The 20771-nt window shown below is 72.0% G+C and carries 20 protein-coding genes; 10 read left to right on the plus strand and 10 right to left on the minus strand.

Annotated features, from left to right (window positions below):
- Nucleotides 1–192: 192 nt before the first annotated feature.
- The gene (locus tag B0I33_RS15735) at nt 193–1230 is read right to left on the minus strand and encodes a TerC/Alx family metal homeostasis membrane protein (RefSeq protein ID WP_106179815.1); all 1038 of its coding nucleotides are present in this window, start codon (nt 1228–1230) and stop codon (nt 193–195) included.
- Nucleotides 1231–1468: 238 nt separating this feature from the next.
- Here B0I33_RS15735 and B0I33_RS15740 point away from each other — a divergent pair, with 238 nt between their 5' ends.
- The 4 genes from B0I33_RS15740 to B0I33_RS15755 all read left to right on the plus strand — a co-directional run bounded on the left by B0I33_RS15740 (nt 1469) and on the right by B0I33_RS15755 (nt 4871).
- Nucleotides 1469–2473: an L-threonylcarbamoyladenylate synthase gene (locus tag B0I33_RS15740; RefSeq protein WP_245900725.1), complete on the plus strand. Its 1005-nt coding sequence runs from the start codon at nt 1469–1471 to the stop codon at nt 2471–2473.
- A gap of 264 nt (nt 2474–2737) precedes the next feature.
- Nucleotides 2738–3340, plus strand: coding sequence for a TetR/AcrR family transcriptional regulator (locus B0I33_RS15745; protein ID WP_106179540.1), 603 nt, complete (start codon nt 2738–2740; stop codon nt 3338–3340).
- Nucleotides 3337–4047, plus strand: a complete 711-nt coding sequence (locus B0I33_RS15750; protein WP_106179541.1) for a mycothiol-dependent nitroreductase Rv2466c family protein — start codon at nt 3337–3339, stop codon at nt 4045–4047. Before B0I33_RS15745 ends, B0I33_RS15750 begins: the two co-directional genes overlap by 4 nt.
- Complete coding sequence (locus B0I33_RS15755; RefSeq protein ID WP_106179542.1) at nt 4044–4871, plus strand: maleylpyruvate isomerase family mycothiol-dependent enzyme; 828 nt, start codon at nt 4044–4046, stop codon at nt 4869–4871. The genes B0I33_RS15750 and B0I33_RS15755 overlap by 4 nt, the downstream gene beginning before the upstream one ends.
- Before the next feature lie 352 nt (nt 4872–5223).
- Here B0I33_RS15755 and B0I33_RS15760 read toward each other — a convergent pair whose 3' ends face one another.
- On the minus strand, nt 5224–5514 hold the full coding sequence (locus B0I33_RS15760; RefSeq protein ID WP_106179543.1) for a hypothetical protein: 291 nt from the start codon (nt 5512–5514) through the stop codon (nt 5224–5226).
- 242 nt (nt 5515–5756) lie between these two features.
- Here B0I33_RS15760 and B0I33_RS15765 point away from each other — a divergent pair, with 242 nt between their 5' ends.
- The 4 genes from B0I33_RS15765 to B0I33_RS15780 all read left to right on the plus strand — a co-directional run bounded on the left by B0I33_RS15765 (nt 5757) and on the right by B0I33_RS15780 (nt 12226).
- Nucleotides 5757–9011 (plus strand): LuxR C-terminal-related transcriptional regulator, encoded by a 3255-nt coding sequence (locus tag B0I33_RS15765; protein ID WP_146147506.1) that lies wholly within the window; start codon nt 5757–5759, stop codon nt 9009–9011.
- 216 nt (nt 9012–9227) lie between these two features.
- Entirely contained in the window at nt 9228–9896 is a 669-nt protein-coding gene (locus tag B0I33_RS15770) for an NAD(P)-dependent oxidoreductase (protein WP_106179545.1), read from the plus strand.
- Nucleotides 9897–10001: 105 nt separating this feature from the next.
- Nucleotides 10002–10844: a PPOX class F420-dependent oxidoreductase gene (locus tag B0I33_RS15775; protein ID WP_245900727.1), complete on the plus strand. Its 843-nt coding sequence runs from the start codon at nt 10002–10004 to the stop codon at nt 10842–10844.
- A gap of 122 nt (nt 10845–10966) precedes the next feature.
- Nucleotides 10967–12226 (plus strand): cytochrome P450 family protein, encoded by a 1260-nt coding sequence (locus B0I33_RS15780; RefSeq protein WP_106179546.1) that lies wholly within the window; start codon nt 10967–10969, stop codon nt 12224–12226.
- 409 nt (nt 12227–12635) lie between these two features.
- Here B0I33_RS15780 and B0I33_RS15785 read toward each other — a convergent pair whose 3' ends face one another.
- From B0I33_RS15785 to B0I33_RS15800, 4 genes are all read right to left on the minus strand, one after another.
- The gene (locus B0I33_RS15785) at nt 12636–13172 is read right to left on the minus strand and encodes a hypothetical protein (protein WP_106179547.1); all 537 of its coding nucleotides are present in this window, start codon (nt 13170–13172) and stop codon (nt 12636–12638) included.
- A gap of 64 nt (nt 13173–13236) precedes the next feature.
- Nucleotides 13237–13584 (minus strand): hypothetical protein, encoded by a 348-nt coding sequence (locus tag B0I33_RS15790; protein ID WP_106179548.1) that lies wholly within the window; start codon nt 13582–13584, stop codon nt 13237–13239.
- Nucleotides 13585–13602: 18 nt separating this feature from the next.
- On the minus strand, nt 13603–13929 hold the full coding sequence (locus B0I33_RS29975; RefSeq protein ID WP_181193316.1) for an SAV_915 family protein: 327 nt from the start codon (nt 13927–13929) through the stop codon (nt 13603–13605).
- Nucleotides 13930–13976: 47 nt separating this feature from the next.
- Complete coding sequence (locus B0I33_RS15800) at nt 13977–15122, minus strand: WXG100-like domain-containing protein (RefSeq protein ID WP_146147507.1); 1146 nt, start codon at nt 15120–15122, stop codon at nt 13977–13979.
- A 464-nt stretch (nt 15123–15586) separates the two neighbouring features.
- Here B0I33_RS15800 and B0I33_RS15805 point away from each other — a divergent pair, with 464 nt between their 5' ends.
- On the plus strand, nt 15587–15889 hold the full coding sequence (locus B0I33_RS15805) for a hypothetical protein (protein ID WP_106179550.1): 303 nt from the start codon (nt 15587–15589) through the stop codon (nt 15887–15889).
- On the opposite strand, the gene B0I33_RS15810 is transcribed toward B0I33_RS15805, so the two are convergent.
- Nucleotides 15873–16301, minus strand: coding sequence for a hypothetical protein (locus B0I33_RS15810; RefSeq protein WP_106179551.1), 429 nt, complete (start codon nt 16299–16301; stop codon nt 15873–15875). The two genes, B0I33_RS15805 and B0I33_RS15810, sit on opposite strands and share 17 nt — an antisense overlap.
- A gap of 106 nt (nt 16302–16407) precedes the next feature.
- On the opposite strand from B0I33_RS15810, the gene B0I33_RS15815 reads away from it, so the two are divergent.
- Nucleotides 16408–17079 (plus strand): winged helix-turn-helix domain-containing protein, encoded by a 672-nt coding sequence (locus B0I33_RS15815; RefSeq protein ID WP_106179552.1) that lies wholly within the window; start codon nt 16408–16410, stop codon nt 17077–17079.
- Here B0I33_RS15815 and B0I33_RS15820 read toward each other — a convergent pair.
- From B0I33_RS15820 to B0I33_RS15830, 3 genes are read right to left on the minus strand one after another with little or no spacing between them, the layout of a single operon-like run.
- The gene (locus B0I33_RS15820; protein WP_106179553.1) at nt 17076–18758 is read right to left on the minus strand and encodes a right-handed parallel beta-helix repeat-containing protein; all 1683 of its coding nucleotides are present in this window, start codon (nt 18756–18758) and stop codon (nt 17076–17078) included. The genes B0I33_RS15815 and B0I33_RS15820 overlap by 4 nt on opposite strands.
- Complete coding sequence (locus B0I33_RS15825) at nt 18751–19482, minus strand: helix-turn-helix transcriptional regulator (protein WP_245900729.1); 732 nt, start codon at nt 19480–19482, stop codon at nt 18751–18753. The genes B0I33_RS15820 and B0I33_RS15825 overlap by 8 nt, the downstream gene beginning before the upstream one ends.
- Nucleotides 19482–20771, minus strand: a complete 1290-nt coding sequence (locus tag B0I33_RS15830) for a hypothetical protein (RefSeq protein ID WP_245900730.1) — start codon at nt 20769–20771, stop codon at nt 19482–19484. The genes B0I33_RS15825 and B0I33_RS15830 overlap by 1 nt, the downstream gene beginning before the upstream one ends.

Consider the following 20771-nt stretch of genomic DNA (forward strand, 5'->3'; position numbering starts at 1 on the left):
TGGGGAAACACCCCGGCGGGTACGTACCCAGCTTCGTCGATGTCGCGGCTTCCGCGGTGCGCCATCAACGTGGTGGGGTTCATCGTGGCCTGCGCGGCGGGCGCGGCGGCCACAGTGCCGCGCAGGTGATGACCAACGCCAGGAGCACGAGTGCCGTGACGGCGACTTCGATGAGGAAGCTGGCGAGCATGGCTATTCCTTCTCGAGCGCGGGTTGTTCAGCGCGGCGGCGGGTGCGCAGGCTGGCCGCGATGACGACGGCGAGGACGCCGACGATGACGATGAGGGAGACCGGCGTGGGGACCTGCGGGACGGCCGGCCAGATTCCGTGGGACCAGTGCAGCACCAGCTTCAGGCCGATGAAGGCGAGAATGATCGCCAAGCCCTGGTTGAGGTAGACGAGTTTGGCCAGGGTGGCGTGAACGACGAAGTAGAGCGCGCGCAGGCCGAGCAGCGCGAAGGCGTTGGTGGCGAATACCAGATAGGGGTCCGCGGTGATGCCGTAGACGGCGGGCACCGAGTCCACGGCGAACACCACGTCGGTCATGAACACCGCGGCGACCACCACCGCGAGCGGCGTGAGCGCGCGTCGCCCGTGCTGCCGCACGGTGAGCCGGGTACCCCGGTAGTCGTCGGTGACGGGCGTGATTCTGCGGAGCAGCCGCACCACGCGCATCTCCGATACGTCGCGGCCCTCGAAGGACGCCCCGGTGCGCATCTGGTGCAGCATCTTGCCCGCCGACACGAGCAGGATCAGGCCGAAGAGCAGGAACGCCCAGGTGCCCGCCTGCAGCAGTGCCGCGCCCGCCGCGATGAAGATGCCCCGCAGGACCAGAGCACCGACGATGCCGTACAGCAGCACCCGTTGCTGGATCGTGGACGGGACCGCGAACCCGGTGAGGATCAGCATGAACACGAACAGGTTGTCCACCGACAGTGACTTCTCCACCACGAAGCCGGTGATGAACTCCAGTGCCGGGCCGCGGTCGAACGCCGCCCAGAGCCAGACCCCGAACACGACCGGCAGGGTGAGGTAGAAGGCCGACCAGCCAACCGCCTCCCGCATCGACACCTCATGAGGGCGGCGGGTGACGGCGAAATCGGTCACGAGCAGGCCGAGTATGACGCCGATGCTGACAGCCCACAACCACGGCGACCCGATCGACGACGACGCGGCCGAGTCCGCGGGCGCGGCCACGGAAAGGGCGGAAACGACGGGATGGAGGGACACGAGCAACTCCACGGACGATAGCCGTTGGAGGTCTCCTTCACCCTTGATCCAGGGTGGCCGACCGGGGACACCATGGGGTGGCCGTACTGACCGGGCAACCGTTGGGAAGTACTCCCCTCTGTGGGGAGTGTCACCGGCCGCGGATGCGGCTGTCAAGCTGAGCGGCGGTGAAGGACCTGGTCAGGGTCTGGTGACACGGTCAGGCAGCAGCGAGCCGGTGGTGTGCCAGACTGCTGTGATGAGCGGCGAACAGGTGATGTCGGGCCCGCCAGGCATCGCGCCGGACCGGGTGGAGCACGCGGCGCGCATCCTGCGCGCGGGTGGGCTCGTCGCGTTCCCGACCGAGACCGTGTACGGACTCGGCGCGGATGCGGAGAACGTCGGCGCGGTGGAGCGGATCTTCGCCGTGAAGGGACGGCCGCCGACGCATCCGCTGATCGTGCACCTCGGTGGCGGACATCAGCTCTCCGAATGGGTCGCGGAGGTGCCCGACGCGGCGCGGCGCGTCGCCGACCGATTCTGGCCGGGTCCGGTGACACTGGTTCTTCGGCGAGGGCGCCGGGTTCCGCACGCGGTCACCGGTGGCGTGGAGACCGTCGCGCTGCGCGTGCCGGACCATCCGGTCGCCCTCGCGGTGCTCGCGGCTTTCGGTGGTGGTGTGGCGGCACCGTCGGCCAACCGGTTCGGCTCGGTCAGCCCCACGACGGCTGCCCATGTCCGCGACGGGCTGGGTGCCGACGTCGACTACGTGCTGGACGGCGGTTCCTGTGCGGTCGGGGTCGAGTCCACGATCGTGGATCTCACCGGTGCGCCGACGATCCTGCGTCCGGGTGGCGTGCCAAGAGAGGATCTTGAACACGCGCTGGGCTGCTCTGTATCGGTGCGGGCGACGAGCGCCGTCCGTGTTCCCGGCCAGCATCCGTCGCACTACGCGCCGAGGGCCCGGGTTGTTCTGGTCGAGCCGGACCAGGTCCTCGGCCATGCCGAGCACCTCGCGGCGCGGGGCCGCCGGGTCGGCGTCCTCGTGCCACCCGAGTTCGCTGCTGATGCCGGTTCGCGCGCGGCACACCGCATCATCGTGGTGCCGCACTCGACCGCACAGTACGCGCGGCGGCTCTTCGGCTTCCTCCGGGACTTCGATCGGCACGAGTGCGAGGTCATCGTGACGTCGGTTCCCGCGCCGGACGGCCTCGGGCTGGCGATCGCGGACCGGCTCCGCCGGGCGTCCGGGCCGCGTACCTAGGCCACGCGAGCTGTCCCAGACGGGCCGCCGCCTCGCGCGGCAACTCGCTCTCCTGCTCCAGCCGGATACCTCCCGGCGTCGGCGGCACCCAGCCACCCGGCCAGGCAGGACCCGGAAACCCGAAGCCTTCGGCAACTGCTTCCCGGGGATTCGCCACCGCGACGACAGCGTCACCGAACTCGGGGGCAGGACTGGGGCACGGGCCAGCCCTCGACGGACGCGGATGTTGACTGACTGGTCAACTAGCCGCTACGGTTTCCGGCCATGGGCCGGACCAGCGACTCCCGCGAGCGGATCGTGCGCGCGTCGGCCAGGCTGTTCCTGTCCCGCAGCTACGGCGCGGTGAGCGTCGACGAGCTGTGCGCGGCGGCGGACGTCCGCAAGGGCAGCTTCTACTACTACTTCCCCGCCAAGACCGAGCTGGCCAAGGCCGTCATCGACCTGCACACGCAGGGGCTCCTCGCCCAGCTGTCCGCGACCCCGGGGGCGTCGGCGGCCGAGCGGCTGCGGAACGTGGCCGACGCCGTGGGCGCCATCCAGACGCGGTTCGAGTCGAAGTACGGCCGGATCGTCGGCTGCCCGTTCGGCAACCTCGCCGCCGAGCTGTCCACTGTGGATGATTCGCTGCGCGGGCACCTGGCCGCGGCCTTCGCTCGGTGGGAGCGTGAGTTCGCCGTGCTCTGCCGGCGTGCGCAGGGCGACGGTGCGCTGCGCGACGGCGTGGACCCCGACCGGCTGGCGCACTCCCTGCTCGCACTCGCCCAGGGACAGATCCTGCTGGCCAAGGTCGAAGGGCTGTCCGCGGCCGACATCTCGGCGGCGCTGCGCGAGTTCATCGACGCGCACCTGCGGGAAGGGGCCGCATGACCACGAAGCCCAGCGAGGTCGACTTCCACTTCGACCCCATGTGCCCGTTCGCCTATCACACCTCGCGCTGGATCCGGGAGGTCCGCGCGCACACGGGGCTGACGGTCAACTGGCGGTTCTTCAGCCTTGAGGAGGTCAACCGGTTCGAGGGCAAGAAGCACCCGTGGGAGCGGTCGTGGTCCTACGGCTGGTCGCAGATGCGCGTCGCCGCCCTGCTGCGCCGCCGTGACCCGGCGCTGCTCGACGCCTGGTACGCGAGGGTCGGCCGGGAGCTGCACCTCGACGGCGGCAGGCCGCACGATCCCGCGACGGCGCGACGGCTGCTCGCCGAGATCGGTGCCGACCCGGCGACGCTGGACGAGGCGCTGGCCGATCCGTCCACCCACGACGACGTCCGGATCGACCATCAGCGCGTGATCGACGCGGGCGGGTTCGGGGTGCCCACCCTGTTCTTCCCCGACGGGCAGTGCCTGTTCGGCCCCGTGCTGGTCGACCCGCCCGTGGGCGAGGCGGCCGTACGACTGTGGGACGTGGTCACCGGCATGCTCGCGTTTCCGCACGTCTACGAGTTGCAGCGGCCCAAGGCCGAGCGTGACGAGCGCGCCATCGCGGACGCGCTCGCCCCGTACCTGCGCGGCAGGGACTGGGTGAGCGTCAACAGAGGACAGGTCATCGACTTCCGGACAGGACAGGAAACCACCTCGTGACCACGACAACCGGTTTCGACAAGGACGTCATCACCGCCGCGCTCACCACGCAGTGGGAGTCGCTGGACGCGCTGCTCGCGTCACTGCCGGACGCGACGTGGGACGAACCGAGCAGGCTGCCCGGCTGGCGCGTGCGCGACATCGTGGCGCACGTGATCGGCACCGAGGCCTCGCTGCTGGGCGAGCAGGCACCGGAGCCGGGCGTTGACGTCACCGGGCTGGCCCATGTGCGCAACGAGATCGCGGCCTTCAACGAGTGCTGGGTGCTGTCCCTGCGGGACTGGAGCCCGCACCGGGTGCTCGACCGCTTCCGCGACGTGGTCGCCCGGCGCCGGGCCGCGCTGGAGGCGATGACACAGGAGGACTTCGACGCGCCGTCGTGGACCCCGGTGGGACAGCGCACCTACGGCCGGTTCATGCGCATCCGCCTGTTCGACACCTGGCTGCACGAGCAGGACATCCGTGACGCGGCCGGTCTGCCCGGCCACGAGGCGGGGCCGTGTGCGGAGCAGGCGTTCGACGAGTTCGCCGAGTCACTCGGCTTCGTCATCGGCAAGCGAGCGGGCGCGCCGGACGGCTCCGGCGTCACCCTGGAGCTCACCGGACCGCTGCGGCGCAGCGTGCATGTCGCCGTCGACGGCCGGGCTGCGGTGGTGCCGGAACTGCCCGGCCCGGCCACGGTCACGCTGCGGCTGAGCTCCGGGCTCTTCGCGCGCCTGGCCGGGGGCCGCGTCGCCGCCGAGGAGGGGTTGCCCGACGTGGAGATCGACGGTGACACCGCGCTCGGCGAGCGCGTCGTGCGCCATCTGGCCTTCACGATCTAGCGACGGGACCGCGCCGCGGACGTCTCGACCAGCCTGCGCAGCGGCGTTCGAGCGTGCGGTGCGGGCACGCGGGAGCCGGGCCGCCCGGAAACCGGTGTGACCGGTTACTCCGCGTCAACCAGGGTCTATGTCCGATGTAGACTGTCCATGGCAGGCGGTGCCGCATCGGGTCGATCTCGGGCACACCTCCCGGTGTGGCACGCGAACCCGGGCTGCCCACGTCGCCACCGTGGGCGAGGTCGGCCGCGGCCGGACACCGCCGCGGCATCGCCGCACCGGTTCGGCGAACCCCGGTGACCCGTATTCCGGCCGTCCGCCGAGCCTGCTCCGGTCTGACGATGGCGGGCCGGTGTCAGGGGGCAGCGGGTGGTGCGGTGGCCACGGCGACGCGGTGGCGATTCGACCGCTCCCCCGCGATGTCGAGAACGATCAGGAGCAGGTTCGCGCCGGCGAGGGCACCGGCCGCTGCCGTCGCGAGCCCGATCGTCTCGATGTGTGCGGACCAGTCCCGGTGCACCCAGGCGAGGTGGATGCCCAAGCCGATCGGCACCCCCACCGAGACAACCGTGAGCAGTTCGCCGTCGAGCGGAACCCGGGGCAGCGCGGTCAGGCTGATCAGCGCACCGAGGAACCAACCGCCCAAGCGAGGACGAGCGGATACACCGGTTTTCGCGCGTGATCGTCCTGGGCCCCAGGCTGGCGATTCTCGCTACCAGGACTGGTCAATGGCGCCCGGCCGGGAGCCGGGTGCCGGATCGGCGAGCCGTGTGACGAGGGCAAGAACGTCGGTGCGCTGTTCGGGCAGCACCGGACGATGGAGACATTCCCCGTGTGATCTGACACAGTGGTCAGAGCTGGTTGGTGGCTGGGAGGGAAGTCACAGGCATGGGGCGCGAGGCGCGCGGTGGCGCTGGATGTCTGGTCGTGGTCGAGCGGGCCGGGGAGTGCGGGCTGGACGACATCCAGGCGCTGCTGCGCGACGCCGGCGCCGTGGCTGCCGCGCCGATCGACGAGGATATCTGCGCCGGTGTGTTCGACGATCCGCGGCGCGCCGCCGCCGCCCTGGCACGGTTCAGGCGGCCTCCGGCCGTGGGTGCGGCGCCTGCGGTGTGGCGTCGAATCGCCGCCCATCCGACACCGCGTCCCCACCAGCGTGTCCGCCAACCGTCCACCGCCGACCACGCCACCGCTGACGCCATGAACCGGTGCCGCCACATCCTCGACGTGGCGCACGACGGACAGATCATCGCGTCCGCGGCTGTGGCGTCCTGGACTGCCGCCGAGCCCGGTCTCGCGGAGCCGCGTGACCTTGGTGTTCACCGGCTTCGTGACCTGGGCCCGCCAGAGCGGCTGGTGCAGCTCGCCGGCCGCGATCCGGTACCCGCGGACGCTCCCGCCATCCGCTCGCTGAGCACGCTGCCCAACAACCTGCCTGTCCAGCTCACCGGCTTCGTGGGCCGGAGGTCCGGACAGGCGCGAGTCATCGACCTCATGGCCCGCTACCGGATGGTGACCCTGTCCGGTCAGGGGGGCGTGGGCAAGACCCGTCTCGCGCTGCAGGTGGCCGCCGCCGTGATCGACCGCTGGCGCGACGGCGTGTGGGTGGCGGACCTGGGCGAGGCCAGGAGCCTCACCGAGGTCGCCAAGGTGCTTGCCGAGGTGCTGGCCATCCCGGTCAACGAGGCGAAGGATCCCCTGGAGACCGTGGTGAGCAGGTTGGAATCAGCGGAGATGCTCGTCGTCCTGGACACGTGTGAACCCGCGCTGCGTGGAGCGTGTGTGGTCGCCGAGCGGCTGCTGGCGTCGTGCCCGGGGGTGGGGTTGCTGTGTACCAGCCGCGAGCCGGTGCGGGCTCGCGGTGAGGTGGTGTGGACCGTGCGGCAGCTGGACGCCGTGGACGCCGCCGCGCTGTTCACGCGGCGAGCCGACCTTGCCCGTCCCGGCATCGCGAACCAGCTCGAGCCCGTCCGGGTCGAGGAACTCTGCGACCGGCTCGACAGCCTGCCGCTGGCGATCGAGCTGGCAGCCGCCTGGGTACGGACCCTCTCGCTACCGGGGATCCTGCGTGGGCTGGACGAGCGGTTCCGGCTGCTCACCGGTGGGCCGTGGCAGTCCGAGGCCCGGCACCAGGCGATGCGGGCGTCGATCGACTGGAGCTATGAGCTGCTGGCACCGGACGCCCAGGTGCTGTTCCGGCGGCTCAGCGTCTTCCGCTCCTCGTTCGCGGTCGAGGCCGCGGCGGCGGTGTGCCCGGACGAACCGGCGGACACCGCGGCGACGTTCCAGGCGGTTCGCCAGCTGGTCGACAAGTCCCTCGTGCTCCCCACCGACGAGCAGTGGGGGACCCGCTACCGGCTGCTCGACACCCTGCGTGACTATGGTGACGAGCGGCTGGACCGGGCTGAGCGCGAGCGGCTTCGTGCCCGCCACCTGTCCTGGTGCGCTCGGCACGCCGAGGCGTGTGACGCGGGTCTGGACCGCAACCAGTTGCAGTGGGTCCGCGTCCTCAACCAGGACCGCGACAATCTCCATGCGGCCCTGGAGTGGGGCCTTGCCGCGGACCGGGTCGGGCCCACGTGCCGGCTCACCGCGGCGCTTTCTCGCTACTGGTTCGTCACCGGCCAGAGCGGCCATGCCCTGCCGGTGCTCACCAAAGCCCTCGAACTCGCCGGTGATGAGCCCGGGGACGACGACCTCGGCGGGATCCAGTGCCGCCTGTGGGCGGGCATCGCGATGCTCGCGATGATCAGCGGCCGGCGGGCCACCGCCGTGGACGCGGCCAAGCGTGGCGAACAGGTCGCGGCGGCGAGCGGTGACGCGATCGCCAGGGCACGATGCCTGGCCATCCAGGCCTACGACGCGTTCTACTTCGACTTCGCCGAGTGTGAACGGCTGAGCCAAGCCGCCCTCGACGCCGGTCGTGCGGCCGAGGACGGGTTCGCCAGCCGTCTCGGCTGGTTGCTGCTTGCCTGCTCGCACACCAATCGAGACCGGCACGACCGCGCCGCGGCCATCGCCGCGGAGCTTGCCGAGCACGCGGACGAGCACAACGACCGGTTCATCGGGTCGTTCGCGCAGGCGGTCCAGATGTGGGCCGCGATCTTCCAGGGAGACGTCGCCCGGGCGGTCGAGCTGGGCCGGGAGTCGCTGCGCCGGTGCGAGCCACTGCGGGACTACTTCAGCACCGGCACCAACACCGCCTACCTGGCCTGGGCCCTTGGACTGCACGGCAGGGCGGACGACGGGTTGGCGCTGATGTCCTCGGTGGTCCGTTCGCTGGAGGAGGGCGGCGCCGAGGCCGACGCGGTCAGCATCGAGGTCGTCATGGGGAAACTCCACTGGTGGGCGGGGAACTACCGGCGTGCCAAGGACTGGCTCGAACGGAGCCTGGAGTTCAACCCGGCGAACCGCACCAACTGGATCGCGGCGCAGACGCTTCCGCCGCTGAGCGCCGTTCTGCGCGAGTTGGGCGAGGCCGACGAGTCCCGCACCGCGGCGCTGGCCGGCGTCGACAGCGGCCGCGCGATGGGCATGCCCCACGCGACCGCGGACGCGCTCGACCAGCTCGCGACCCTGGCTCTGGACGCGGATCCGGCCCGTGCGCTGGAACATACGATCGAAGCGCTCCAGCTGCGCCTCCAGTGGCGGCTGCGGACCTTCTACGTCGACAGTCTCCGGCTGCTCGCGGCCAACCCCGCGTACGGTGACCCGCTCGCGCGGGCACGGCTGGCGGCGGCCGCGCAGGGCGGCGCCACCGTCGGGTACCTGGCCCGCTCGCCGGCCGATCAGGCACGCGACCGCGTCCTGCACCAGCGGTTACGGTCCGCACTGGGCGAGGAGGAGTTCGAGCGGGCGTGGCGCGAAGGCTCGGCGCTGGGACTCGACGACGCCGCGGCGTACGTCCTCCGGGCGCACGCGCCCCGCGGCAGGAAGGTCAGCACCGGTTGGGAGAGCCTGACGCCCATGGAGCGCCAGGTGGCTGTCCTGGTCGCGCAGGGACTGACCAACCCGCAGGTGGCCGAGAAGTTGTTCGTGTCGCGAACGACCGTCAAGACCCACCTGGCCCGCAGCTTCAGCAAACTCGGCATCAGCAGCCGCACCCAGCTCGCGCGGATCGTGGCCCGCGGCGGTCACGGCTGACCGACCGTGCGGAGTGATCTCGGCCATCTGGCCGACGGTCCGCCTCGTCCGCGTCACGTCGTCGGGTGGTGACGCGACCGGGTCCTCCAGGCGCACGCTGATCCCGGCCACCTGGCCGACGACTCGCCCGGCTGCGGGTCCGCATGCTCATGGTCAGACGACGACAGCCCTGATCACCAGGGCGACCAGCCGATTCTTCCCGGACGGGAGCAGCACATGAAGCTCACGATCTTCGCAGCGACCGGCGGCGTCGGCCGGCACCTGCTCCAGCAGACCCGCGACGCGGGTCACGACGTCACCGCGGTCGTCCGCAACCCCGCCACGCTGCCCGCCGGGGTGCGCACCGTCATCGCCGACCTGGCCGCGGCGGACCCCGCGGCACTCCAGGCGGCGGTCGCCGGGACCGACGGTGTGCTCTCCTGCCTCGGCCCGCGGCCCAGCCAGCGCAACGACGGGATCACCTCCCGCGGCACGCGCGCCATCATCGAGGCGATGCACGTCACCGGCGCCCGCCGCATCGTGGTGATCAGCGCCTCACCGATCGGGACCGTGCCCTCGCCAAGCCGCCCGAACCCGCCCAAGCGCGACCCCGGCGATGGGTTCTTCATGCGGTACCTGGGCAACCGGATCGCCAAGCGCCGCTTCCCCGAGGTCTACGCCGACCTGGCGCTGATGGAGGACGAGCTTCGCGACAGCGGTCTGGACTGGACCGTCATCCGGCCGCCGGCGCTGACCAACAAGCCACTGACCGGCACCTACCGCACGGCCCTCGGGCGGAACGCCGGCGGGACCTTCATTTCCCGCGCCGACGTCGCCCACTGCATGCTCCACGTGCTGGAGCGGCCCGAGACGATCCAACAGACCATCGGCATCGCCAACCGATAGCCGTCCCGCGGTCGGGCGCCGCACGTGCTGGGGCCGGGTTCGGCCGGCCCCCGGGGCGTGCGGCGCGGCCGGTACCCCCACCGATCACCACGAGCAGGAAGTGACATGGCCACCACCGACACGATCACCACCCGCGCGGAGCGAGGCCAGCCGCCGTTCGTGGTCGCGGCCACGCTGCTGGGGGCGCTGCTGATGCTCCCCACCGGTGTCTGGCTCCTGGTCGACCAGGCCTCCTTCGCGACGTTCGTCAACTTCCTCCCGCACGTTCACTTCGAGCGCGACGCCGGCGCGTTCCAGGTCGGTATCGGCGTCCTGCTCCTGCTCTCGCTCGTCTGGCGCGATGGGCCCGTGCTGGCGCTGACCGGGTTCCTGGTCGCCAACACCGTCCACGCGGTCAACCACGTCATGGACCTCGACCTCGGCGGCCACGCCTCCGACCCCTGGGTGCTGCTCACCGTGAGCGTGCTCGCGGGTGTGGCGCTGTGGCAGCGACTGCGCCAGCTCGATGACGTCGTCGGTGAAGTCGCCGCCACCACCACGACGGCGCTGGCACCGCTCGTCCGGCACAAGACCGCGCTGCTCACCACCTACCGCCGCGACGGCAGGCCGGGCAGCTCCCCCGTGAGCGCGGCCGTGGACGGTGACCGCGCCTACCTGCGGAGCTTCGAGAAGTCGCTGAAGGCCAGGCGGATGCGCCACACCCCGCAGGTCGAGCTGCGCCCGTCCACCCAACAGGGTCGGCCAACCGGCCCGGCGATCTGCGGGCAGGTCCGCGAGCTGCACGGCAAGGAGTACCGGCACGCCGCGCGGACTCTGCGCCGCAAGCACCCGTTCCTGCACGGGCTGGCGGTCCCGCTGATGCACCGGCTGTTCCGCCGCAAGTTCGGCCGGACCGTCCACTTCGAGTTCACGCCCACCACCGACTACCTGGACGCCGCCGCGGACTGAACCTCCCCGTACCGCGACCCGCCCGGCCGGTGACGCAGCCGGCCCGGCGGGTTCGTGGCTCGCGAGCCGGAGGACACAGCCGCCGTGCCCGCGGCGGCGCGGACGTCACGGAGGAAGCCAGCATGACCAAGGACACCACGCGGCTGCCACAGCTCGCCGACATCCTGTTCAGCCCAGACCGGGACGCGGCCTTTGCCCGGCTCCGCGAGGGGCCGGCGGTCGTGGCGGCCCGGTACTTCGACGGCACCGGCGTGTGGCTGGTCACAAGGTATGACGACATCGTGACGGTGCTGACCGACCGCCGGTTCAGCAGCGACGTCACCCGGCAAACCACACTCGACCTGGCGTCCGCGACCGGCCTGCCCGACGACGTGGCGCCGTACTTCACGCACACGTTCGGCACCTACGACCCGCCCGATCACACACGGCTGCGCACGCTGGTGTCCAGGGAGTTCACGGCCCGGCGGGTGCAACGCCTGCGCCCGCGCATCCAGCAGATCGTCGACGAGCTCCTGGACGCGGTCGCCGGCGCGGAGGAGTTCGACCTGATCGATCGCTTCGCCATGCCGCTCCCGCTGCGCGTGATCTGCGAGCTGCTCGGCGTTCCTGCCGCCGACCAGGAGCGCTGGCACGACTGGTCGCGGGACCTGACCGCCCCGGACCCGGAACGGATCGCCGCGGGCGCCCGCGCGCTGGTCGGCGACATCACGGCCCTCATCGAGGAGAAGCGGAAGGCACCGGCCGAGGATCTGCTCTCCGCCCTGCTGCAGGTGCGGGAGAACGACGGCGACCGGCTCAGCGCCCACGAGCTGACCTCGATCTCGCTCAGCATCCTGCTCGGCGGACACCAGACCACGGTCGACCTGATCGGCAGCGGGACCTTCCTGCTGCTCACCCATCCCGAACAGCGGGAGCGGCTGCGCGCCCAACCCGACCAGATCCCCACCGCCGTGGAGGAGCTGCTGCGCTACGCCGGACCGGCCGACATCGGCGTCATGCGCTACACCCTGGAGCCGGTCCAGATCGGCGGCGTCACCATCCCGGCTGGCGAGGCCGTCCAGGTGCTGTACGCCACCGGCAACCGGGACCCACGCCGCTTCAGCGACCCCGATCGGCTCGCACTCGACCGCGCCGACAACCCGCATCTCGCCTTCGCCCGCGGGCCGCACTACTGTCTGGGTGCGGCACTCGCCCGCGCCGAGGGCGACATCGCCTTCCGCGGTCTCGTCTCCCGGTTCCCCCGGCTTACACTGGCCGTGCACCCCGACCAGCTCACCTGGAAGCCAGGTCCCGTTCGGACTCTGGGAACGCTGCCCGTCCGGCCCGGCCCTTCCCGGCCTGGTAGCACCGGTCCAGCGGAGGAGCCGACGTCGTGGAGCTGAGGCATCGTGATGGTTGGGCCGCGTGGTCGGCGGCAGTAATGCCGGCGGTGGAGCTTGAGCACCCGGCACGCCACCGCCCCACAATCCCGTCGGCGGCCAGCTCGTCCACGACGGGTACATCATGCTCCCGGCAGATCGCCCTGCGACAGACACACCACCACCCGCCGCAACACCTCGTCCTCCCGCGCCAGCAATCCGGTTGCGGCGCGGGAGCTCCCGCAGCTCACACGCCTGCTCCGAGGTCGCACCGGACTCGTGACCGCGGGCGGCGCGCACGACGACTGCGCTGAACTCACGGAGACACGGCTTGGGCACAGCGACATCCGTTCAGTCCTCCCTCGGACCAGCCCCTCGGCTGTCACACACTCCTGCACCAGTCCCGAGCGCATCCGGAGTGATGGGCAGCGGATCAGCGCGGGCCGCTCTGCTTCGGCCGGATGCCGTGCAGGGCCGCCTGCCGCACGGTTTCGGCGAGCCGGACGGCGTCGTCAGTGAAGCCGGTGATCGTCACGTTTCGCCGCCCGTTGACGGGCGAGTGCAGCGTGACGCTGTACGCGATGTCGCCGCCCAGCGCTCGGTGAACCGCGGTGTCCCTGCCGGCGTCCTTGACGTCGGCGATGTCACTCCAGCTCAGCGCGCACGACCTCCCGGCGTAGGAATGCACCAGGCCGCCCTCGTACAGGATGAAGGCCTCATCGGTGCGAGTGACGGACAGCACGGCCTGCCACAGGCCGACCACGAACGCGCCGAGGCCGAGCCCGCCGACGAGAGCGGGGAACACCATCGCCCCGACGGCATCGGTGTCGCCGACTACGAGAACCATCACCACGCCGGCACAGGCGACGACAGCGCCCAAGGGCACGGCCACGAAGGCGATCCTCCTCCGCCGCAGGTTGTCGGTCTCGTACCGCCCGAGCTCCGCGCCCAGGCCACCCTCCGTTGCCATCGTTCTCCCTTCCATGCGTCGGCCACTGTACGAATACGAAGCGCAGGCCCGGTCTCCGGCGGGCTTACTGACCGTGTCGCGCGGGATCCGCCGGGTCCGCGCCTGTCAGGCCGCGGACGGTGCTCGTGCCGTGCGTGTTGGCCGTCAGGTAATCGTCGACGCAACACTGTGCGTCGTCACACGTGTTGCGGTACGAGCCGGGAATGGCGTCCGCGCGCGCCATCAGGCGTTCGGCGATCGGCAGGTACCTCGCCCGGAACGCCTGTGAGATGGCGTCATTGCCCACTCCGGACAGGCCGGCGATGAGTGCCTCCCGGCGGCGACGCCACGCCGCGTCAAACGCCTCCCCCGCCGCCCGAAGCCGGCTGATTCCGTGGGTCACCCCGTCCGGATCCATGTCGTATCGCGTCATCGGTCGCTCCCGCAGGTCTCACGCGGTCGTGTGCCGCGGTCGCGTGTTCCCGGCGAAGCCGCGGTGTCCGTCCGGGATGACCACGTCGAGCAGCACCAGGTCGAAGGGCACCGCCTGCATCAACGGCGCGAGCATGGTGGTCGGGCAGACCACCCAGGGCTGGTCGTCTCCGCAGCAGGACTGAAGCCGGTCGAGCGCCGAGTAGACCAGTAGCGCTACGCGGTGGTCGTTCGTGCGCCGGTACTCGACGACAGCGTCCTGAGGGTTCCTGACGTGCTCGACGCACGGGAGATAGACGACCGGCGGGAGTGCCCGGGCAGGTCCGCTTTTCGCTGTGTCCAACATGGCTTTCTCCTAATTCTGTTGTGGACAGTGCTGTTCGCGATGAGCGTTCAGAAGAGCGCGTTCCAGGCCTCGCGGATCTTGCTGTTGATAGCGGCATCGGCGGACTCGGCGGCGTCCACCAGCGAGGAGGCCGTGTCGCCCAGCGAGTTGACTCCGTCGAGGAGCGCTCCTCCTGGGTCGGAGAAGCCGTTCTCGAACAGCGAGTCGACCGCGCCGGAGGCGATGACTCCGGCGCCGATCCCGATCAGGGCGCCGGGGATCGCGCCGATGCCCGCGCCGCCCACAGCACCGGCCACCGCTCCCGCCGCGGCGGGGGCCGCGATACTCGCCAGCAATCCGGCGCCGTTCGATGCCGCGGCCTGCACGAGCGACTCCCTTTCGTCGGGCGGTCCCGCGTGGGCGTCGTGAGCCGCACTGGCGATCGCCAGGGGCAGACCGAGCGCGCCGCCCGCCACCTTTCCGGCCTTCAGCACCTTCGGAGCCACATCGTCGAGTCCCTGGGCCGCAACGGTGGACGCGTGCCGCTCGGCGAGGAGGTTGGCTCCGGCGTCGAGCGCGCCGCTGCCCGCGGCGTACAGCGCCGGAGTGGGGTCGCCGGCCCCAGGCGTTGGCGGGGCTTCGACGCGGTCCCAGCCGGGATCGTTCATGATGTTGGCCGCCGCCTGGTTGGCGATGTCGCGATTGCCGTCGACAGTGATGTCGACGATGCGCCGCGCCGCGACGTCGCGTTCGCCGGGTGGGAGTGTCGAAGTGGCGAGATAGTAGCCCGGCGCCTGCCGAGCGGTGTTCTGCTCGATCGCGTCCGTGGCCGCCCGGACCTGCTCTCCCGCACGCCGTACCTGTTCGTCCATCGCCCTGGCGCTGTCGCCGACCCCGCGCGTTTCCTCGAGCGAGGAATCCGTCCGCCGCCGCAGTTCCTCCTGAGCCGGGTCCTGCCACGACTCCCTGACGGCCGCCACGCCACCCGAGCCGTCCGCGTGCGCGGCATCGGCATCGCCACCGGTGCCGTTCCACTGCTGGCCGAGATCGTCGAGTATTCCCGCCGGTGTTTCGAGGTTCGGACCTTCGTTTCGGACGGTCGTCGCGAACTCGTCGTCCAGCGGCAGTATCCCTTCGGCTTCCTGTTCCTCGCCGGCACCCTCGCCCGGCGCGTCGGTCTCCCGCATCTGGCCGCCGGGGATGGTTCCCGGCACGTCCTCCTCACCGCCCGCGGCCGGTGCCTCCTGTCCGGGCTGCTCCGCGCCCCCGGACTCGGGCGACTGGTTTCCGTCGTCGGCCGGTGCGGCGTCGGCGGGCTCGCCATCGGCCGGTGCGGCGTCGGCGGGCTCGCTTTCGGCGGGCTCGCTCGTCGTCGTGGCGTCCGCGGGTGCGTCCTGCTCCGGGGCGGGTTCCTCGTCCGCGGGCGCCGGGGCATCCGGAGAGGCTTCCGGCGGCGCCTCAGCCTCCGCAGCGGGTGGCGGGGCGCCGGCGCTGTCGGTGCCGCCCCCGCCGGCGCCGGAACCGTCGTCGGAAGGTGCCGTCATCTCGTACCTCTCGGAACTGGAGAAGGGGCTTGTCGTCTCGCGTCAGTGTCGTCCGGACCGGGTGCGGGCGGCGTGGTCTGTCCGCTTGCTGCCAGTGGCGCCGCCCGCCGGCCAGGCGCGGCCATGCTGGGCATATGCCGGCTTCCGAGAACAACACCGAGCGACAGCACCGTGAACGCGGCCGCGGGTGGCTGCTGTCACTGGCCTCGATCCTGCTGTGGGAGGCCGTGCTCACACTCGTCGTCCTTGTCGCCGCCGGGCCCCCCGATCCGGACGGCCTCTACTATTCGTACGTCCCCGCGCTCGTCGCCGTGGCCGTGTTCGGCACGCCGCTGACCTACCTCGCCGGCTGGCGCCGTCCCCGGCCGTTCCACCAGCTGGTGCTGTTCGCTCTGCCGGTCTTCCTGATCTGCCTGGGGCTCACCCAGTCCGTGTGACGGGTCCCGCCGATGCGGGGCGCAGCCAGTCGCTGACGTCGGCGCGGAACAGATGCACGATCACGAGGACAGCCAGCACGATCCCGACAGCGCCCTGGACGGCGCCCTGGACGACGGCGAGGAGGCCGCTGATCACCGTGAGCACCTCGAGCACCGTCACCACGATCCTCGCCCCCGAAACGCGGCGGCCCAGCAGCACGGCACAGCCGATCAGCACGATCGCGACGGCCACCGATCCGTATCCGAGCACGTACTGCAGCCCCGGTACCGAGCGGCCGTGCTCGGCATCCGCCGCGGCGAAGTACAGCAGCAGGACCCCCATGGCCCCGTTGGACAGCACCTGAAACGCCAGTATCCCCAGCGAGGCCTTCAGGGCGAACGGCATCCGCGGGCGCCGCGTGGTCTGTTCCATGTCACTGCCTTTCGTCGTCGTGTGTCCGGCTGCATGTCACGGTGCGGCACGGGGGATGAGGATTTGATGACAGGCACCGGCCGCACCGTGCGCTAACCTCGCGCACGTGCGTGTGCTGGTGGCCGAGGACGACGAGAACCTGCGGGTGGCGGTGGAGGCGGCGCTGCGCGGTTCAGGGCTCGCCGTCGACACGGCGGCCGACCTCCCGGATGCCGACGAGGCGCTCGCCGTCAACGCCTACGACTGCGTGGTCTTCGACCGGATGCTGCCCGCGGGCGACGCGCTGCCCTACGTCGAGCGCCGCCGGCAGGCGGGATGGACGGTGCCGGTGCTGTTCCTCACCGCGCGCGACACGGTGCGCGACCGCATCGCGGGGCTCGCGTGGGCCGACGACTACCTCGTCAAGCCGTTCGCGGTGCCGGAGCTCGTGGTCAGGGTGCGCAGCCTGTGCCGCCGCAGCGGCCTGCCCACGCCGTCGGTGCTGCGGTGGCGGGACCTCGAACTGGATGTCGGCGCGCACGAAGCCAGACGCGGCGGCACCGGACTGCGCCTCACGCGCAAGGAGTTCGCCGTCCTCGAACGGCTCGTCGCCGCGGCGGGCGACACGGTGGGCAGGGCGGAGCTGATCGCCGCCGCGTGGGACGAGCTCGTGCCCCCCGCCTCGAACGTTCTGGACGTGCTGGTGACGCAGCTGCGGCGCAAGCTCGGGCCACCGCCCGTGCTGCACACCGTGCGCGGCGCCGGGTACCTGCTCGGCGACCCGGCCCCGCCCGCTTAGAACGGCTGACCGCCCTCCATGGCGCCGAGCACGTCACCAACGGTGAGGCCGCGTAGCTCGGCGGCGTCCGGTATCCGGCCGAGCCGGCTCAGCCTGCCGGACTGGACCTTCCTGATCGCCTCGAACAACCGCCGCGCGTCGCGGGCGTTGCCGAAGCCCGGCTCGGTGGAGATCCGGCCGAAGTACGCGGCGAGCGCGGGCTCGGACCGGGGGTCCAGCTCGTAGTCCCCCGCGGTCACCATCCGGCCGATGATGCCGATCAGCTCGTCCGGGGTGTAGTCCTCGAACTCGACGGTCCTGGCGAACCGCGAGGCGAGGCCGGGGTTGGCGGCGAGGAACTGGTGCATCTCGGCCGTGTAGCCCGCGACGATCACCGCGATCCGCTCGCGATGGTCCTCCATGAGCTTCACCAGCGTGTCGATGGCCTCCTGCCCGAAGTCGCCGCCGGAGGCGGGCTGCCGGGCCAGCGTGTACGCCTCGTCGATGAACAGCACGCCGCCGAGCGCCTCCTCGAAGACCCCCGCGGTCTTCTCGGCCGTGTGCCCGATGTACTGGCCGACCAGGTCCCGGCGCGACACCTCCCGGAACTTCCCGTCGGGCAGCACGCCGAGCTCGCGCAGGAGTTCGCCGTAGGTGCGCGCGACGGTCGTCTTACCCGTGCCGGGCGCCCCGGCGAAGACCAGGTGGTGACTGAGCGCGCCGGTGGCCAGCCCCGCGCGCGAACGCCAGGCGTTCACCTGAATCTCGTCGACGAGCGAACGCACCTCGGCCTTCACACCGGGCAACCCCACCATGGCGTCCAGGTCCGCGAGCAGCCCGTCGAGTGGTCCGGAACCGCCCGCGGTGGCAGCGGGTTCGGCGACGATCGTCGCCGTCGCCGTGCCGGCGAGCCGGATGGCCGGCTCGGCGGTACCGGTCACGTCACACCCCTCGATCGTGCCTGCGCAGTGCGGTCCCACGTCGATGCCGACGCCGAGGGTGTCACTGACGGACAGCTGACGGAGCACCGGCTCGCCACGGTGCGCCACCGCGATCCCGGCCTGGCTCGTCCTGCAGATCCGGCAGTTCTCCACGACCGGACGTGCGTGCTGGTAGATGTAGAGCCCGCGCTGGCCGCAGCCGCCGATCGTGCACGACCGGATCACGGGGTCGGCCCCGAGCCCGACGATGACACCGTCCGCGGCGACATCGCTGATCGTGACGTTCTCGACGACCCCGGAGGTGCCCTCCAGCACCAGCCCGTGCTCCGCTCCCGTGATGGTGACGTCCGTGATGGACAGCGGGCCCGGCCCACGGACCGCCACACCCGGCCCTCGCTCGGCGCTCACCGTGCAGCCGTCGAGGGTCAGCTCCGCGTTCTCCACCTGGACGCCCGCGGCGGCGCCCGCGCGCACCGTGAGCCCGCGCACGACCAGCACGCCGCCGCGAGCCCGCAGCACGGGGACGTCGGCGCCCGTGCCGTCGAGCACCACCTCCGCGCCCTCGGCCGCACACAGGGTGAGACCGCGATCGAGCAGCTCGAGTGTCTCGGCATAGGTCCCCGCCGAGATGGACACGCACGCGCCGTCGGGCGCACCCAGCACCGCCTCGCCGAGGGTGGGGTAGGCACCGTGCCTGCCGGGGTCGACCAGGACGGTGCGCGGCGTGACCGGGGCCTTCACCGGCGCGTCGTCAATCATCGGCAGCCCCCTCCAGCCAGCCGCGGTCGGCGGCCTTGGCTCCTGCCTGGAACCGGCTGCGCGCGCCGAGCCGGTCCATCAGACTCGACACCATGCGCCGCACGGTGCGCACCGAGACGCCGAGCGCGGCCGCCGCCGACTCGTCCGTACAGCCCGCCGACAGCAGCGACAACAGATCCCGGTCCCGCCTGTCCAGCCCGGCAGGCCTGGGCCGCGGGCTCGCGGTCAGCGGCACCGCCGACGGCCAGAGGCATTCGACCAGCTCGGTGATCGTGGCGACGACGCTCGGCAGCCGGAACACGGCCACGTCGGCGACATCGGCGCGTCCATCGTGCCCGCCCTGCCGCTCGGCGGGCACGATGGCGAACGCCCTGTCGACGACGAGCGCCTCGACGGGCACGGCGGGCATCGTGCGGATCTCCGCTCCGTCCTGGGCGAGCTGCGCGAGACGCTGCGACGCTCCGGCCGCGATCCGCGCGTGGTCGGGGAACAGCATCCGGTACCGGACGCCGCGCCGCAGGTTGGCGTGGTCGATCCGGCGGAAGGCCGTCACCGGGTCGCCGGGCGCGCCGCGCAGCGAGCTGACGACGAGCACCTCCCGTTGTGCGGCGGCCAGCTTCGCCGTCACGCGCGCGTGCCGCGACACCGGCTGGCACGAGGCGTGTCCCTGGAGGACCGCGAGCCGCGGCGGCGCCTCGCGCAGGTCGGGCAGCGACTGGGTCATCACGGGGTTCCTCCGATCGGCAGCGACGCGGCGACCGCCGCGGCGTGTTGGTTGTCCATGCGCTCGAGGCGGATCCCGGGTGGCGGCGTCCTCAGCAGCGACTGGGCCGCCGCGTCGACGGCGGCGTCGGTGGTCGCAGCCACCCGGACCACCGCGGCGTGGCCCGGCACGGTGACGGAAACGGTGCAGGCGGTGCCGGGAACGGCGGCGAGCACGTGGTGCAGCGCGCGCACGCGGGCCACCGGTGACCGCGTGCCCAGGCCCGAAAGGCGCAGGCCGGCCTGCGCGATCGGCCCGGCACGCCAGTACCGGCGGTGCTCCCGGATCGCTGCTCTGCCCGGACCGGTGTGGGTCAGCGCGGCGAGCGTCGCGAGGATCTCGTCCTCCGTCAGCGCGGTCAGGAGCCCGCCCGCCAGACCCGTCCTCCTCAGCCTGCGGTGCAGCTTGCGCACGGTGTTGCTCACGGCCGCGAGCAGCGGGGCGTCGTCCGCGAAAGCCGGGTCGCGCACGGCCCTGACGACCAGCCACACGCGGGTCTGGTCCGCCTGCCGGGGGCCTCGGTGCACGACGAGCTGGAACCGGACCGCCGGCTGTCCCGGCTCGGCTGCCTCACCGAGCGACGCGCCCGAGAGCGCGAACTCGACGAGCGCGGCGGCGCCGGCGGCGGCGGGCCGCAGCACGGCGACGAGCCCCTCGGCGCGGCTGACGACACCCGAGGGCGTCCCGGCCAGCGTCGCGGTGCGCACGCTCGCTCCGGGAGCCAGGGTCCCGAGCAGCAGCCGGGCCCCGTCGGCGCCGGGCAGATCCCGCTCGCGACGGCGCAGCAGCAGCAGGACCCGCTGCGCCAGCTCGTCGGACAGCCACCTGCCACGCACCCGCACCGCGGTGCAGCCCAGCAGTGCCACCGCCGTCGGCACCAGGACGATGACCACCGGCCACGGCCCGGCCGCCGCGAGGAACACGAGCACGAGAGCGAGCTGCCAGCAGACGATACGCAGCACCGGCAGGCCGAGCGGTTCCCGGTGAGCGGGCCGCTCGCGCGGCGGCGAGGGTACTGTCTGGCCGGCCAGCTGGGCGTGCTGCACCGGGATCGGCGCCGTGGTGGTCTCGGGACGGTCCCGGACCACTGTCTCGGCGGCGGCAGGCCGTGCGACCGGTTGTCGCGCCGCGGCGGCTCGCGCCGCGGCGGCGACGGTGGTGACCGGCAGGGTGGAACCTCGCGATGTGGCCTTCCCAGCCTGCTCCGGTCTCGCCACGCTCGCGGCGGCAAGCTTCTGCTGTTTCCCCAC

Origin of the sequence: Prauserella shujinwangii, from assembly GCF_003001955.1 — a bacterium.
Lineage (GTDB): Bacteria > Actinomycetota > Actinomycetes > Mycobacteriales > Pseudonocardiaceae > Qaidamihabitans > Qaidamihabitans shujinwangii.

Coding starts and splice junctions, on each gene's coding strand:
- B0I33_RS15740 (WP_245900725.1), top strand. CDS start 1,469: ATGAGCGGCGAACAGGTGATGTCGGGCCCGCCAGGCATCGCGCCGGAC.
- B0I33_RS15745 (WP_106179540.1), top strand. CDS start 2,738: ATGGGCCGGACCAGCGACTCCCGCGAGCGGATCGTGCGCGCGTCGGCC.
- B0I33_RS15750 (WP_106179541.1), top strand. CDS start 3,337: ATGACCACGAAGCCCAGCGAGGTCGACTTCCACTTCGACCCCATGTGC.
- B0I33_RS15765 (WP_146147506.1), top strand. CDS start 5,757: ATGGGGCGCGAGGCGCGCGGTGGCGCTGGATGTCTGGTCGTGGTCGAG.
- B0I33_RS15770 (WP_106179545.1), top strand. CDS start 9,228: ATGAAGCTCACGATCTTCGCAGCGACCGGCGGCGTCGGCCGGCACCTG.
- B0I33_RS15775 (WP_245900727.1), top strand. CDS start 10,002: ATGGCCACCACCGACACGATCACCACCCGCGCGGAGCGAGGCCAGCCG.
- B0I33_RS15780 (WP_106179546.1), top strand. CDS start 10,967: ATGACCAAGGACACCACGCGGCTGCCACAGCTCGCCGACATCCTGTTC.
- B0I33_RS15785 (WP_106179547.1), bottom strand. CDS start 13,172: ATGGCAACGGAGGGTGGCCTGGGCGCGGAGCTCGGGCGGTACGAGACC.
- B0I33_RS15790 (WP_106179548.1), bottom strand. CDS start 13,584: ATGACGCGATACGACATGGATCCGGACGGGGTGACCCACGGAATCAGC.
- B0I33_RS29975 (WP_181193316.1), bottom strand. CDS start 13,929: ATGTTGGACACAGCGAAAAGCGGACCTGCCCGGGCACTCCCGCCGGTC.
- B0I33_RS15805 (WP_106179550.1), top strand. CDS start 15,587: ATGCCGGCTTCCGAGAACAACACCGAGCGACAGCACCGTGAACGCGGC.
- B0I33_RS15810 (WP_106179551.1), bottom strand. CDS start 16,301: ATGGAACAGACCACGCGGCGCCCGCGGATGCCGTTCGCCCTGAAGGCC.
- B0I33_RS15820 (WP_106179553.1), bottom strand. CDS start 18,758: ATGATTGACGACGCGCCGGTGAAGGCCCCGGTCACGCCGCGCACCGTC.
- B0I33_RS15825 (WP_245900729.1), bottom strand. CDS start 19,482: ATGACCCAGTCGCTGCCCGACCTGCGCGAGGCGCCGCCGCGGCTCGCG.